Raw genomic sequence first — 13,546 nt, 5'->3', positions numbered from 1 at the left:
AGGCTGGATCAGTTTTTCGTGCGCACCTGGCGCACGTGGTTTTCCAGTTCGCTGAACGACGGGCGTTCCGTGGCGGAAATGACCTTGCGGCCGAATTCCACGGCCAGGGCCGGCGCATAGCCGTTCAGGCTGGCCAACAGGGTCACTTTCACGCACTGGTACATCTTTGCCGTTTCGTGGTGCTTGCGGCGCAGCAAGCTGGCCAGCGGCGCGATGAAGCCGTAGGCCAGCAGGATGCCGATGAAGGTGCCCACCAGCGCCTGCGCGATCAGCACGCCCAGTTCGGCCGGCGGCAAGCCGACGGACGCCATCGTGTGCACCACGCCCATCACGGCGGCCACGATGCCGAAGGCGGGCATGGCGTCGGCCAGCTGCGAAATCGTCTGGATCGGCATTTCCGCATCTTCATGGTGCGTCTCGATCTCGTTATCCATCAGGTTTTCGATCTGATAAGCATCCATATTGCCGGACACCATCAGGCGCAGATAATCGGTGATGAATTCCAGGATGTGCTCGTCACCGAGCGTGTACGGGTATTTCACGAAGATGGGGCTGCGGTACGGGTCGTCGATATCGTCCTCGACCGACATCAAGCCTTCCTTGCGGATCTTGCTGAGGATTTCATACATCAGGCCCATCAATTCCATATAGCGCGCCTTCGTGTATTGCGAACCGTGGAACAGGGTGGGCAGGGCGGCGAACGTGGCGCGGATGGCCTTGGCGTCGTTGCCGACAAAGAAGGTGCCCAGCGCGGCGCCGCCGATCATCAGCAGTTCCAGCGGCTGGAACAGGGCCGCCAGGTGGCCGCCCTGCATGGCGAAGCCGCCGAAGACGGAAAACAGCACGACGAGAAATCCGAGTATGACTAGCAAAACTTACTCCTTCATAATATTGCCATATCGCAATATTGTAGTTTAACCTGATTCGGCTGCCGTGGCCGCTTTCGGCTGCAACTGCTGACCGAGAAAATTGATAAAAGCGCGCACTTTGGCGGGCAACTGGTGCCGGCTCGGGTAGTAGGCGTACAGGTCGGCTGGCGCCAGCGCGTAATCGGCCAGCACCACGCGCAGGCGGCCGCTGTCGAGGTAGCGGGCCAGGTCCCATTCCGAGCGCAGCAGGATGCCGTGGCCGTCCAGTGCCCAGCCCAGCACCACGTCGCCGTCGTTGCTGGCCACCGTGCCGCGCACCTTCACCGTGTGCGTGGCGCGCCCTTTGCTCAAGCGCCAGATGCCGTAGGCGTCGTCGTTTTGCCGGTGCACGATGCAGCGGTGCCGCGCCAGTTCGTCGGGGGTGTGCGGCGTGCCGTGCGCCTGCAGGTAGGCGGGCGAGGCGCACAGGAAGCGCCGGTTCGACATGATGCGCCGCGCCGACAGGCGCGTGTCGGGCAAGTCGCCGAAGCGGATGCCCAGGTCGTAGGCCTGCTCGACCAGGTTGATGGGGCTGTCCGTCAGCTGCAGCTGCACTTCCAGCTGCGGGTGGCGCAGGGCGAACTGTGACAGCAAGGGCGCGATCACCGTGCGCCCGAAACCCAGGGTGGCATTCACGCGCAACAGCCCCTTGGGTTCGGCGCTGCCGCTGGCCAGCGACTCTTCCATGGCGCGGATGTCGTCGAGGATTTGCCGCGCCTGCTGCAGATAGCTTTCGCCGTCGCCCGTCAGGCTGATGCGCCGCGTGCTGCGGTTCAGCAGGCGCACGCCAAGGCGCTGCTCCATCAGCACCAACCGTTTGCTGACGGCGGGCGGCGTGATGCCCAGCTCGCGCGCCGTGGCCGACAGGCTGCCCAGCTTGGCCAGCAGCACAAAGAAAGCCATTTCCGTGGTGGCGTCGCTTTTCATTATTAACCTCAAGTGAATAATGGTTTAAATTGGAAGCGATTATACGACTGCATATCGCGGGTAAGCTGGCGTCATTGTTTTTCAGCCACAGGAGACCAGCATGAAAATCGTCGAGATCCGCGAAAAGACCATCCCCATCGCTTCCCCCATCCGCAACGCCTACATCGATTTCAGCAAGATGACGCTGAGCCTGGTGGCCGTCGTCACGGACGTAATGCGCGACGGCAAGCCCGTCGTCGGCTACGGCTTCAATTCGAATGGCCGCTACGGCCAGGGTATGCTGATGCGCGAGCGTTTCATCCCCCGCATCCTCGACGCCGACCCGGCCAGCCTCGTCACGGATGACGGCGGCAACCTCGACCCGCACAAGGTCTGGGATTGCATGTACACCAATGAAAAGCCGGGCGGCCATGGCGAGCGCTCGGTGGCCATCGGCACCATCGACATGGCCATCTGGGATGCCGTGGCGAAGATCGAGAACAAGCCGCTGTTCCAGTTGCTGGCCGAGCGCCACGGCACGGGCGTGCCCGACAAACAGGTCTTCGTGTATGCGGCGGGCGGCTATTATTATCCGGGCCAGAGCCTGTCCGCCCTGCAGGACGAGATGCGCAGCTATGTCGACCGCGGCTACACGGTGGTCAAGAAAAAGATCGGCGGCGCCTCGCTGGACGAGGACTTGCGCCGCATCGACGCCATCATGGACGTGCTGCAGGACGGTCAGAAGCTGTGCGTGGACGCGAACGGCCGCTTCGACCTCGACACCTCGATCGCCTACGCCAAGGCGCTGCGTCAGTACGACTTGTTCTGGTACGAGGAGGCGGGCGATCCGCTCGATTTCGAGCTGCAGGCGACCCTGCGCAGCTACTATGACAAGCCGATGGCGACGGGCGAAAACCTGTTTTCCATGCAGGATGCGCGCAACCTGATCCGCTACGGCGGCATGCGCGCCGACCGCGACTGGCTGCAGTTCGACTGCGCCCTCAGCTACGGCCTGGTGGAATATTTGCGCACGCTGGACATGCTGCACCAGCACGGCTGGTCGCGCAGCCGCTGCATTCCGCACGGCGGCCACCAGATGTCGCTGAATATCGCGGCGGGCCTGGGGCTGGGCGGCAATGAATCGTACCCCGATTTATTCCAGCCGTTTGGCGGCTTCCCCGACGGCGTGCGCGTGGAAAACGGCCACATCACCATGCCGGACCTCATTGGCATCGGCTTCGAGGGCAAGGCCAACCTGTATGCGGAAATGCGGGTGCTGAGCGGGCAGTAGGCTCAGGCCGGCGCCTGGCGTTTCACCTGCGCGGCGGGGCTGCTCTTTTCCCAGCGGAACAGCCACATGATGATCAGCTTGGTCGTGGCGCTGACGCAGGCCAGCAGCAGCAAGGGCCAGCCCGTCGCCAGTCCCATGACGCAGGCGAAGAAGATGGTGCTGGCATCCATCGCCAGGATGAACTGGCTCATCGTCAGGGACACGGCGCCCGTTCTGCCCGAGCGCCAGATCAGACGGATCTGGTGCGCATAGCCCTGCGCCAGCAGCACGGTGACGGCGACGATCAGGCTTTGCGAGAGCACGCGCTTTTCGTCCGTGAAGGTGGGGCCGAAGGCCAGCCCCGCGATGCCGGCGCCCAGCAGCAGCGCGCAGGCCAGCAGCGCATGGCGCGCCGCCAGACTGCGGCGGTCGCGGTAGATCTCATACAGGATGGCCAGCGCGATCAGCGAAGCGATCAGGCGCGGCCAGACGATGTAATGGTTGAACGGCGTGATCGAATAGCCATACACAAAGAACGCGCAATACGCGAGGAAGCTGACGGTGAACTGGTTGAGCGACAGGATGTCCGTCGTCTTGCCGGCGCCGACCCCGGCATCGTGCTTGCGCCGCCAGATCTTTTTCAGCTGCGACCACAGGCCAAGCAGGCTGACGACGATGAAGAGCGAGTTGAGGCTGCCGGCGAGGGCGTAGAGGGATTGATGCTGCAAGATATCTCCTGGGAAGGCCAAGGCGCCGCTGCCGTGACAGTACACCTTGTCTATACATTTTATTTTGGCAATATGCTCTCATGAAATAAATTGGCGGGCAAGCAATGCTTTTAATACTGCGGCCTGTGTCGCGGCATTTGCCTGAACGCACCTGTTCCCGCGCTTGCCCCTATAATTGCGGCATGACTTTCTTATCACATCGTGCCCGCTCCGTGCTGGGCACCCTCGGCAAAATGGCCGTTTCCCTGATTCTCCTGTTGACTGCACTGTGGGGGGCGCTGGCGCTGTGGTACCAGTTGTCCGGCGGCATGGCGGCGCAAGCCATCGGCGCGTTGCTGTGGGGCGCGCTGGGCGTGGCCAGCGTGGTGCTGTGGTGGACGCGCGGCGATGCGCGCGCGCTGCTGCCGTATGCGGCCGGTTTTCTCCTGCTGCTCGTGTGGTGGAGCCTGATCACGCCGAAGCAGCAGCGCGTGTGGGCCGACGACGTGGCGCGCAACGTCACGGGCGCGGTGAAGGGCAGCACCGTCACGCTGGACAATGTGCGCAATTTCGACTGGCGCAGCGACGACGACTACACGGTCAAGTGGGAACGGCGCAGTTACGACCTCGACGAGTTGCGCACGGTCGACACGGCGCTGTCGTACTGGACGGGGCCGTACATCGCGCATACCCTGATCTCGTTCGGTTTCGCGGACGGGCGCTTCCTGACGTTTTCCATCGAGATCCGCAAGGAAAAGGGCGAGAGCTTTTCCGCCATCGGCGGCTTTTTCAAGCATTTCGAGATGAGCCTGATCGCCGCCGACGAGCGCGACATCCTGCGCGTGCGCACGAATGCGCGCGGCGAGGACATGCACCTGTACCGCGTGATGATGCCGAAGGCGGCCATGCGCTCGCTGTTCCTCGCCTACCTGGACGAGGCGCAGGCGCTGAAGAACCAGCCGCGCTTCTACAACACCCTGACGGCGAACTGCACCACCATCGTCTTCGAGATGGTGCGCCGCGTCGTGCCCGGCCTGCCGCTCGATTACCGGCTGATGGCCTCGGGCTACCTGGACCGCTACCTGTTCGACGTCAAGGGCCTGGTGCCGGGCTTGAGCTTCCAGCAGCTGCGCGATGGCGGCCACGTCACGGCGCGCGCGCGGGCCGCCAACGACGACGCGGACTTTTCGCACGCCATCCGGCGCGGCATGCCGGGCTACGATGAAACGGGCCACCCGAAGCTGCAAATGCCCAGGCAGTAGGCACCTGCTTTATACTGTCGCTATTCCGACCGGCCGCACATTGCGGCCGGTCTCACTTCATGACTAAATAATAAGAAGGCCCGCTATGCCATTTTCCTCCCTGGGTCTGATTCCCGCCCTGGTCCGTGCCGTCGACAAGGCCGGCTATGCCGCGCCGACGGCCATCCAGGCGGCCGCCATTCCCGCCATCCTGCGCGGCAGCGACGTGCTGGGCGCGGCGCAGACGGGTTCCGGCAAGACGGCCGCCTACGCGCTGCCGCTGCTGCAGGCGCTGATGGCGCCCGCTTCCGGTCCGCGCCAGGTGCGCGCGCTGATCCTCGTGCCCACGCGCGAGCTGGCGGCGCAGGTGGGGCAGACGGTGCACGCGCTGGCCAAGCCGCTGCCCGTCAAACTGAAGATTTCCGTGCTGTTCGGCGGCGTGTCGATCAATCCGCAGATGATGGACTTGCGCGGCGGCGCCGATATCGTCGTCGCCACGCCGGGCCGCCTGCTGGACCTGGTGCGCCAGAACGCAGTCAAACTGGGCGGCGTGTCGCTGTTCGTCCTGGATGAAGCCGACCGCCTGCTCGACATGGGCTTTAGCGAAGAGATCAACGCCATCCTGGCGCTGCTGCCCAAGCAACGCCAGAACCTGTTCTTCTCCGCCACCTTCCCCGACAGCGTGCAGGCGCTGGCCGACAGCCTGCTGCAGGAACCCGTGCGCATCGAAGTGGCGTCCGAACCGCAGGACAAGCCCGACATCGTGCAGCGCGCCATCACCGTCGACGTGCCGCGCCGCACGCAGCTGCTGCGCTACCTGATCCTGCAGCAGCAGTGGGAGCGGGTGCTGGTGTTCGTCGCCACCAAGTACGCGGCCGAACACGTGGCCGACAAGCTGCAGCGCGCGGGCTTGCACGTGGGCGCCTTCCACGGCGAATTCAGCCAGGGCACGCGCAGCCAGCTGCTGGCCGACTTCAAGGCGGGCCGCTTGCAGGTGCTGGTGGCCACCGACGTGGCCGCGCGCGGCATCGACATCGCCGGCTTGCCGGCCGTCGTCAACTACGACTTGCCCCGCTCGGCCGTCGACTACACGCACCGCATCGGCCGCACGGGCCGCGCCGGCGAAAGCGGCACGGCCATCAGTTTCGTGACGGCCGATACGGAAGCGCATTTCCGCCTGATCGAAAACCGCAACGACTTGCGCATCGTGCGCGAAGTGGTGGCCGGTTTCGAGCCGACGGAACTGCCCACGGCGGTGAATCCCGTCACCGACACGGTCAACGGCGGCGTCAAAGGCGCGCGCAAGAGCAAAAAGGATAAATTGCGCGAAGCCGCCGCCATGGCGGCCAGGACGTCCGAAGACAATTAAATCCCCCTTATGTGCGTTAGCCGCTTGAACGGCCACGTTTCCCGGACTAAGATTGTGTTTCTATAAAGCAAGGGGACGTGCATGTACAGGATCATGATCAAACGGCTGGCCGCTGCCGCCTGCCTCGCGGCGCTGGCCGCCTGCGCCGGCATGGGCGGCAACGATGGCACGGCCGGCATGCAGATGCCGGGCAAGGCGCCGGCCGATGCCGCCGTGGCCGCCACCTGGTACAACCCGCCCAGCGAATTTCCCGGCATTTGCCTGACCCAGTTCAAGGATGGCAGCCTGCGTTTCGACGGCGGCTTCGCCTTCTATAATCCGGGCCGCTGGGCGTACGATGCGGCCACGTCGGAGCTGCGCCTGCAACTGGCGCCGACCCCCTCGCTGGAACTGTCGCACGCGCAAATCGTGCAGCACCTGAACCTGCTGCGCATCGAGGCGGACAAGAACACGCTGGTGTATGGCGTGAAAGCCGATACCAGGGCCATCGGCCTGGGCGGCTTTGTGTTTTACCGCGACACGCCGTGTCCGGCACGGCGTGGATAAGTGCCGGATAAGTGCAATGAAGGAATATTTAGTCGTATAATTTCAACGCAAGCTGGCTGCCGCGCAAGACTCGCAAAATGCTCTCGCGCGGCGGATTCCCCCTCCAGGCAAGCTCCGATATCGCCGTGGCGATGAGAGGATGGTCCGATGGATGTGCACGACGAGCAAGGTGTGCCGGGTAGCGCGGCGCTGACGGCGGATGCCGGGCAGCGGGCTGCGCCGCCGCGCATCCTGCTGCTGGTTGATGACGAGCCGAATATCCTCGCCTCCCTCAAGCGCCTGCTGCGGCGCGATGGCTACCATATCCTCACGGCCAACAGCGGCCAGGAAGGCCTCGACGTGCTGGCCAGCCATGCCGTCGACGTGATCGTGTCGGACCAGCGCATGCCCGGCATGCTGGGCGCCGACTTCCTGCGCAAGGCCAAGCTGCTGTGTCCGCAAACCATCCGCATCATGCTGTCCGGTTATACCGAGCTGCAAGCCGTCACGGACGCCGTCAACGAGGGCGCCATCTTCAAGTTTCTCACCAAGCCCTGGGAAGACCATCAGCTGCGCGAGCATATCGCCGAAGCCTTTCGCCTGAAGGGCATCGACGACGACAATGTGCGCCTCAATGCCCAGTTGCGCGACGCCAACCAGGCGCTGGCGGCGGCCAACGCCGCCATGCAGGCGCTGGTGCGCCAGCAGCAGCACCAGATCAGCCGCGATGAAGTCAGCCTGGGCATCGCGCGCGAATTGCTGCAATTTCTGCCGCTGCCCGTGATCGGACTCGACGAGGACGGCATGATCGCCTTCATCAACGCGGCGGCGGCCAATCTGTTCGAACGGGGCGCGGCCCTGCTGGGCAACGAGGCGGCGATCGTCTTGCCGCAATTATTCGATGGGCAGGGGGCGCCTTGCCTGGCCGCCATCGATGGCCAGCCATATACCGTGGCGGTCCATCCGATGGGCTTGCATTCGCGCTCGCGCGGCAGCCTGGTCACCCTGAGTCGTCATGGAGTGGACACATGAGTGGTAGCGTGAGTGAAAGTGTGAGTGAAAGCGGACGCGAGATTTCCATGGAGCAGGCGCAGGAGGGCATGGTGTTGGCGCAGGCGCTGAGCGACGCCAGCGGCGCCGTGCTGCTGGCCCAGGGCGCCACCCTGACGGCGGCGAACCTGACGGCTTTGCGCAGGCGCAATGTGGAGCGCTGCCACGTCGTCATGGAAGCGGAGCCTGACCCCGCCGCGCAGGCACATGCCGAGCAGGAACGGGTGCGCCGCCTGGAACGGCTGGCCGTGCTGTTCCGCGCCACGCCGCCCGATTCCGCCGGGGCGGAACTGCTGGCGCTGCTGCAGCGCTACCGGCAAGGGGGCGCGGCATGACACGGCTCAGTTTTGAACACATCATCCGCCAGATACAGGAACTGCCTTCGCTGCCGGTGGTGGTGCTGGAACTGCTGTCGAGCATGGACCAGGACGACACGGACGTGCACGTGCTGGCGCAAAAGATCGAGCTGGACCAGGCCCTGGCGGCGAAGACCCTGCGCATCGCCAACTCCTCGTTCTACGGCATGCAATCGAAGGTCACCAGCATTCCGCAAGCCGTTTCCGTGCTGGGCTTTCACAGCATCCGCACCGTCGTCACGGCCTGCGCCCTGACGGGCAGTTTCGCGCCCGTCAGCGGCGGCTTCGATTTCCAGGCGTTCTGGCGCCATTCGCTGGCCACGGCCATCGCCGCGCGCCTGCTGGCGCCGCACCTGCGCGTCAATCCCGAAACGGCGTTCACGGCCGGACTGCTGCACGACCTGGGCACCCTGGTGCTGGTGACGCGCTTCCCGGCCGAGCACGCGCTCGTGCGCAGCTACCGCCAGGCGCATGACTGCCAGATGGCCGAGGCGGAACTGGCCGTCATCGGCATCGATCACGCGCAGGTGGGCAGCGCCCTGGCCGCCTACTGGAAGTTTCCCGAGGCGATACAGCAGGCGGTGGCCGACCACCACGCCATTGACCGCCTGCAGGCGGGCGGCCTGCCGCTGGCCGTGCACATGGCCAATGCCGTCGCCCTGGGGCTCGACCTGGCCGGCGTCGACGATGCGCTGGTGCCGCCCCTGTCGCCCGCCGGCTGGCGCAGCGTCACCCTGGACGAGCCGGCCTGGCTGGCGCTGCTGGGGCAAACCGAACACACCTTCGATGAAATGTCGCGGATCATGCTGGCATGAACAGGATAGAGGCCATGGACACAGACGCAGGACAGGCACTGCCCGCCACGCCGGAACGCCGCAAGAGCGATTCCATCGCGCTGTCGGCGTTTTTCGATGGCCATCCGGTGGCCACGTTCGCCATCGACACGGACCATGTGATCACGCACTGGAACAGCGCCTGCGAACAGTTGCTGGGCTTTACGGCCGCCGAGATGGTCGGCACGCGCGACCACTGGAAGGCGTTTTATCCGCAGCCGCGCGCCTGCCTGGCCGACCTGCTGGTGGCCGACGATATCGCGCTCGGCGAAAATGACCTCTACCTTGGCAAGCTGAAGCGCTCCCCCGTGATCCCCGGCGCCTTTGAGGCCGAGGATTTCTTTGCCGATATCGGCCCCGACGGCCACTGGCTGCATTTCACGGCGGCGCCCCTGCGCGACCGCCAGGGACGCCTGGTGGGCGCCATCGAAACCCTGCGCGACGTGAGCGAGCGGCGCCTGGCGGAACAGGCGCTGCGCAAGGCGCACGACAATCTGGAACACCTGGTGGCCAAGCGCACGGCCCAGCTGGCCGACATGAACGAGCGCCTGGCCGACGATATCCGCCAGCGCCAGATCGCCGATCTCGAATTGCGCGAGCGTAACCTGGCCCTGACGGAATTGAACAGCAAGCTGTCGCTGGCCCAGCAAAAGCTGCTGCAGTCGGAAAAGCTGGCCTCGATCGGCCAGTTGGCCGCCGGCGTGGCGCACGAGATCAACAATCCCATCGGCTATGTGTTTTCCAATGTCGGCACCCTGGAAGGCTATCTGGACGACCTGTTTTCCATGCTCGACGCCTATGAGGAAGCGGAGCCGGCCGTCGCCGACCCCGTGGTGGCGGCGCGCCTGCGCGCCTTGCGCGAACAGATCGACCTGGATTTCCTGCGCACCGACATCCCCATGCTGATGGGGGAATCGAAGGAAGGCATCGCGCGCGTGCGCCGCATCGTGCAGGACCTGAAGGATTTTTCGCGCACGGATGCGCACCAGGAGTGGGTCTGGGCCGACCTGCGCCAGGGCATCGATACCACGCTCAATATCGTGAATAACGAAGTCAAGTACAAGGCCGACGTGGTGCGCGAGTATGCCGACATTCCCGATATCGAATGCCAGCCTTCCGAGCTGAACCAGGTGATCATGAACCTGGTCGTCAACGCCTCCCATGCCATGGGCGAGGCGCGCGGACGCATCACCCTGCGCACGGGCAGCGACAACGACACGGAAGTGTGGATCGAGGTCGAGGACACGGGCGCCGGCATCGCGCCCGAACACCTGTCGCGCATCTTCGACCCCTTCTTCACCACCAAGGCCGTCGGCAAGGGCACGGGACTGGGCCTGTCGCTGGCCTACACGACGGTGCAGAAACACCATGGCCGCATCGACGTGCGCAGCGTCATCGGCCGCGGCACCACCTTCCGCATCACCTTGCCCGTGCGCCAGGCGCAGGCCGTCGCACCATGACCGAACAGGACAGCATGAGCACCAGTACCAGCGCCAGCACCGCGGCCGCGCCGCCCACCATCCTGTGCGTCGACGATGAGCCGAATATCCTGTCGTCGCTGCGGCGCCTGTTCCGCCCGCACGGCTACCGCGTGCTGACGGCCGACGGCGGCGCGGCCGGCCTGGCCCTGCTCGAGAGCGAGGCGGTGGACCTGGTCATCTCCGACATGCGCATGCCGCACATGGACGGCGCGCAGTTCCTGGCCCAGGTGCGCCAGCGCTGGCCCGGCACCATGCGATTGCTGCTGACCGGCTATGCCGACATCCAGTCCATCCTCGACGCCATCAACCAGGGCGAGATCTACCGCTACGTGACCAAGCCCTGGGACGACAACGATATCGTGCTGGTGGTGCGCCACGCGCTGGAACGGCGCGCGCTGGAGCAGGAAAAACAGCGCCTGGAAGTGCTGACGGCCCGCCAGAACGTGGAGCTGCAGGCGCTCAACGCCAGCCTGGAAGCGAAGGTGGCCACGCGCACGCAGCAGCTGAAACTGTCGCACGACGAGGTGCAGGCGGCCAACGAGCGCCTGAAGGCCACGTTCGTGACGACCATCAAGGTGTTTTCCAACCTGATCGAGATGCGCGGCGGCAAGCTGGCCGGCCATGCGCGGCGGGTGGCCGAGCTGTCGCGCAAGCTGGCGCTGGCGCTGGGCCTGGAAGGGCAGGAGGCGCGCGACGTGTTCATCGCGGCCCTGCTCAAGGATATCGGCAAGCTCAGCTTGACCGACGACCTGCTGGAATTGCCGGCCAGCGCCTGGACGGGCGAGCAGCTGGCCGCGTTCCGCAAGCATCCGCTGCGCGCCGAACAATTATTGATGGCGCTCGACGAGTTGCGCGCCGTCTCCGTGATCCTGCGCTCGCAACTGGAGCGCTTCGACGGCGCCGGCTTTCCCGATGGCCTGGTGGGCCTGGCCATTCCGCTGGGCGCGCGCATCCTGGCGTTGGCGTCGGACTACGACGGCTTGCAGATCGGCGCCATGGTGCAGCGCAGCCTGCGCGCCGACGAGGCCCGCACCCTGATCTACGACAGCGTCGGCAAGCGCTACGACCCGGCCGTGGTGGCCGCCTTCCGCGCCATCATGGACGAGACGGAGCCGCCGGCGCGCGACCTGACCGTGCTGTCGGGCCAGCTGGAGCCGGGCATGGTGCTGTCGCGCGACCTGATCAGCCGCGATGGCCTGATGCTGCTGGCGGCCGAACACGTGCTGACGGCCCGCGTGATCGCCCAGCTGCTCGATTTCGAAAGCAAGAATGGCGGACGCCTGAGCATCCGCGTGTACGCGCCCGTCAAGCAGGGCTAGGACGCGGCCCTGGCCGCCGGCGGCGAGACGGGCAGGTGCACGGTAAAGCGCGTGCCCTGGCCCACTTCCGAAGTCACCTCGATGCGTCCGCCGTGCTTGTTGACGATGCCGTACGAGAGCGACAGGCCCAGGCCCGTGCCGCTGCCCACGGCCTTGGTGGTGAAGAACGGCTCGAAGATGCGGTGCAGGTGCTCGGGCGCGATGCCGGCGCCCGTGTCGCCGATCTCCACCCATACCCAGTCGTCGGCGTGACCCGTGCGGATGCTGATCACGCCATCGCTGCTGATGGCTTGGCCCGCGTTGACGAGCAGGTTCATGAAGACCTGGTTCAGCTGCGAGGCCAGGCACAGTATCGGCGGCAGTTCGCCATAGTGTTTCTCGATGCGCGCCTTGTATTTCAATTCGTTGGCGACGATATTCAGGGTGCTATCCAGGCCCGCGTGCAGGCTGGCCACTTGCCAGTCCGTTTCGCCCACATGGGAAAAATCCTTCAGCGCCTGCACGATGTCGCGCACGCGTTTGAGGCCATCCATCGATTCGCGCACCAGGTCGCCGATGTCCTCCTGCAGGAAGGCCAGGTCGGCCTGCGCGCGCACCTCGGTCACGTGCGCGGCCAGGGCGGGGCCGTCGAGCGGCGCGCGCATCGCCGCCTCGTATTGCGCGATGACGTCGAACAGGGTGGCGACATAGCCTTGCAGCGAACTCATGTTCGAGTTGACGAAGCCGATCGGGTTATTGATTTCATGCGCGATGCCGGCCGCCAGCTGGCCGATGGAAGCCATCTTTTCCGATTGCAGCAGCTGGTCGTGCGCTTCCTGCAGCTTGCTGATCAGTAGTTGCTGCTCTTCGCCGCGCGCCTGCAGCATCGCTTCCATGCCCTTGCGTTCCGTGATGTCCGTCAGCGAGCCGATCACTTCGAACGGCACGCCATGCTCGTCGCGCACCAGGCGCAGGCTGTCGTGCATCCACAGATAGCTGCCGTCGCGCACGCGGAAACGGTATTCGTAGGCGCGCGCGCCTTCGACGAAGATCTGCGCCAGGCTGGAAAAGATGCCGGGCGCATCGTCGGGGTGGATGTGGTCGAACCAGAAATTGGGATCGGCCACCATCTCCTCGGGCTGGTAGCCCAGCACATTGAGGGCATTGTTGCTGACGAACGTCATCTTGAAGTCGCCGCTGGGCACGGTGCAATAGATGATGGAGGGGGTATTGTCGAGCAGGTATTGCAGGCGCACGGCCGTGGCGGCCGACGCGTCGTCGCCAGGCGCCGCCGCCGCATGCCGGCCGGTATCGGGAGTGGAAAGGTCGAAATCCTCGAACTGCATCGTCACACCTCGCTGCCTGCACGGCATAGCTGTCATCCTGGCTCGATTATGCCTGATTCCGCCTGCCTTGGGCCGCCATCGTCAGCGGCGCGTCACGGGGCCAGCGGTTGCTCGACGATCGCCATGCGCCGCGCGATGCGCTGCGCCGCCTGCGTGTCCCCGGCCTGTTCGGCGCGCAGGCGCTGCACGCCCAGCCACGCCAGCAGCGGCCGGCGCCAGCCCTGGTCCGAGGCGGTGGCGACGGCCGTGTCGAGCA

General features: G+C 65.3%; 13 protein-coding genes. 9 read left to right on the top strand and 4 right to left on the bottom strand.

The genetic code is table 11. From position 1 onward, the window contains the following. Positions 1-8: 8 nt before the first annotated feature. Together motA and GCN78_RS00060 are read right to left on the bottom strand one after the other, a co-directional pair. Positions 9-872: a flagellar motor stator protein MotA gene (gene motA, locus GCN78_RS00065; protein WP_070255446.1), complete on the bottom strand. Its 864-nt coding sequence runs from the start codon at positions 870-872 to the stop codon at positions 9-11. 42 nt (positions 873-914) lie between these two features. After that, the gene (locus tag GCN78_RS00060) at positions 915-1,835 is read right to left on the bottom strand and encodes a LysR family transcriptional regulator (protein WP_152249715.1); all 921 of its coding nucleotides are present in this window, start codon (positions 1,833-1,835) and stop codon (positions 915-917) included. A gap of 100 nt (positions 1,836-1,935) precedes the next feature. Between GCN78_RS00060 and GCN78_RS00055 the strand changes: the two genes are divergently transcribed. Continuing rightward, positions 1,936-3,105: a mandelate racemase/muconate lactonizing enzyme family protein gene (locus GCN78_RS00055; RefSeq protein WP_152249713.1), complete on the top strand. Its 1,170-nt coding sequence runs from the start codon at positions 1,936-1,938 to the stop codon at positions 3,103-3,105. A 2-nt stretch (positions 3,106-3,107) separates the two neighbouring features. Here GCN78_RS00055 and GCN78_RS00050 read toward each other — a convergent pair whose 3' ends face one another. After that, entirely contained in the window at positions 3,108-3,812 is a 705-nt protein-coding gene (locus GCN78_RS00050; protein ID WP_152249711.1) for a hypothetical protein, read from the bottom strand. Positions 3,813-3,994: 182 nt separating this feature from the next. Here GCN78_RS00050 and GCN78_RS00045 point away from each other — a divergent pair, with 182 nt between their 5' ends. From GCN78_RS00045 to GCN78_RS00010, 8 genes are all read left to right on the top strand, one after another. Further along, on the top strand, positions 3,995-5,053 hold the full coding sequence (locus tag GCN78_RS00045) for an Lnb N-terminal periplasmic domain-containing protein (protein WP_193316559.1): 1,059 nt from the start codon (positions 3,995-3,997) through the stop codon (positions 5,051-5,053). A gap of 85 nt (positions 5,054-5,138) precedes the next feature. Then, positions 5,139-6,401, top strand: coding sequence for a DEAD/DEAH box helicase (locus GCN78_RS00040; protein WP_152249709.1), 1,263 nt, complete (start codon positions 5,139-5,141; stop codon positions 6,399-6,401). Between the two features lie 81 nt (positions 6,402-6,482). Next, on the top strand, positions 6,483-6,947 hold the full coding sequence (locus GCN78_RS00035; protein ID WP_152249707.1) for a hypothetical protein: 465 nt from the start codon (positions 6,483-6,485) through the stop codon (positions 6,945-6,947). Between the two features lie 147 nt (positions 6,948-7,094). Continuing rightward, a complete protein-coding gene (locus GCN78_RS00030) occupies positions 7,095-7,958 on the top strand; it encodes a response regulator (protein WP_152249705.1) in 864 nt (287 codons plus the stop codon). 8 nt (positions 7,959-7,966) lie between these two features. Beyond that, positions 7,967-8,311 (top strand): hypothetical protein, encoded by a 345-nt coding sequence (locus GCN78_RS00025; RefSeq protein WP_152249703.1) that lies wholly within the window; start codon positions 7,967-7,969, stop codon positions 8,309-8,311. After that, positions 8,308-9,147: an HDOD domain-containing protein gene (locus GCN78_RS00020; protein WP_152249701.1), complete on the top strand. Its 840-nt coding sequence runs from the start codon at positions 8,308-8,310 to the stop codon at positions 9,145-9,147. Before GCN78_RS00025 ends, GCN78_RS00020 begins: the two co-directional genes overlap by 4 nt. A gap of 14 nt (positions 9,148-9,161) precedes the next feature. Continuing rightward, positions 9,162-10,625: an ATP-binding protein gene (locus GCN78_RS00015; RefSeq protein WP_152249699.1), complete on the top strand. Its 1,464-nt coding sequence runs from the start codon at positions 9,162-9,164 to the stop codon at positions 10,623-10,625. Between the two features lie 14 nt (positions 10,626-10,639). Then, entirely contained in the window at positions 10,640-11,965 is a 1,326-nt protein-coding gene (locus GCN78_RS00010; RefSeq protein ID WP_152249697.1) for a response regulator c-di-GMP phosphodiesterase, NosR family, read from the top strand. On the opposite strand, the gene GCN78_RS00005 is transcribed toward GCN78_RS00010, so the two are convergent. Further along, positions 11,962-13,290: an ATP-binding protein gene (locus GCN78_RS00005; RefSeq protein ID WP_152249695.1), complete on the bottom strand. Its 1,329-nt coding sequence runs from the start codon at positions 13,288-13,290 to the stop codon at positions 11,962-11,964. The two genes, GCN78_RS00010 and GCN78_RS00005, sit on opposite strands and share 4 nt — an antisense overlap. Positions 13,291-13,546: the final 256 nt, after the last annotated feature.

Source organism: Janthinobacterium rivuli (assembly GCF_009208735.1).
Classification (GTDB): Bacteria; Pseudomonadota; Gammaproteobacteria; order Burkholderiales; family Burkholderiaceae_D; genus Janthinobacterium.
The sequence above is the reverse complement of the archived record's forward strand: the minus strand, read 5'-3'. Positions and strand labels throughout refer to the sequence as shown.

Bases quoted from the DNA above. Each gene is read 5' to 3' on its own strand.
- GCN78_RS00060 (WP_152249715.1), bottom strand. From the start codon at position 1,835: ATGAAAAGCGACGCCACCACGGAAATGGCTTTCTTTGTGCTGCTGGCC.
- GCN78_RS00055 (WP_152249713.1), top strand. From the start codon at position 1,936: ATGAAAATCGTCGAGATCCGCGAAAAGACCATCCCCATCGCTTCCCCC.
- GCN78_RS00045 (WP_193316559.1), top strand. From the start codon at position 3,995: ATGACTTTCTTATCACATCGTGCCCGCTCCGTGCTGGGCACCCTCGGC.
- GCN78_RS00040 (WP_152249709.1), top strand. From the start codon at position 5,139: ATGCCATTTTCCTCCCTGGGTCTGATTCCCGCCCTGGTCCGTGCCGTC.
- GCN78_RS00035 (WP_152249707.1), top strand. From the start codon at position 6,483: ATGTACAGGATCATGATCAAACGGCTGGCCGCTGCCGCCTGCCTCGCG.
- GCN78_RS00030 (WP_152249705.1), top strand. From the start codon at position 7,095: ATGGATGTGCACGACGAGCAAGGTGTGCCGGGTAGCGCGGCGCTGACG.
- GCN78_RS00020 (WP_152249701.1), top strand. From the start codon at position 8,308: ATGACACGGCTCAGTTTTGAACACATCATCCGCCAGATACAGGAACTG.
- GCN78_RS00015 (WP_152249699.1), top strand. From the start codon at position 9,162: ATGGACACAGACGCAGGACAGGCACTGCCCGCCACGCCGGAACGCCGC.
- GCN78_RS00010 (WP_152249697.1), top strand. From the start codon at position 10,640: ATGAGCACCAGTACCAGCGCCAGCACCGCGGCCGCGCCGCCCACCATC.
- GCN78_RS00005 (WP_152249695.1), bottom strand. From the start codon at position 13,290: ATGCAGTTCGAGGATTTCGACCTTTCCACTCCCGATACCGGCCGGCAT.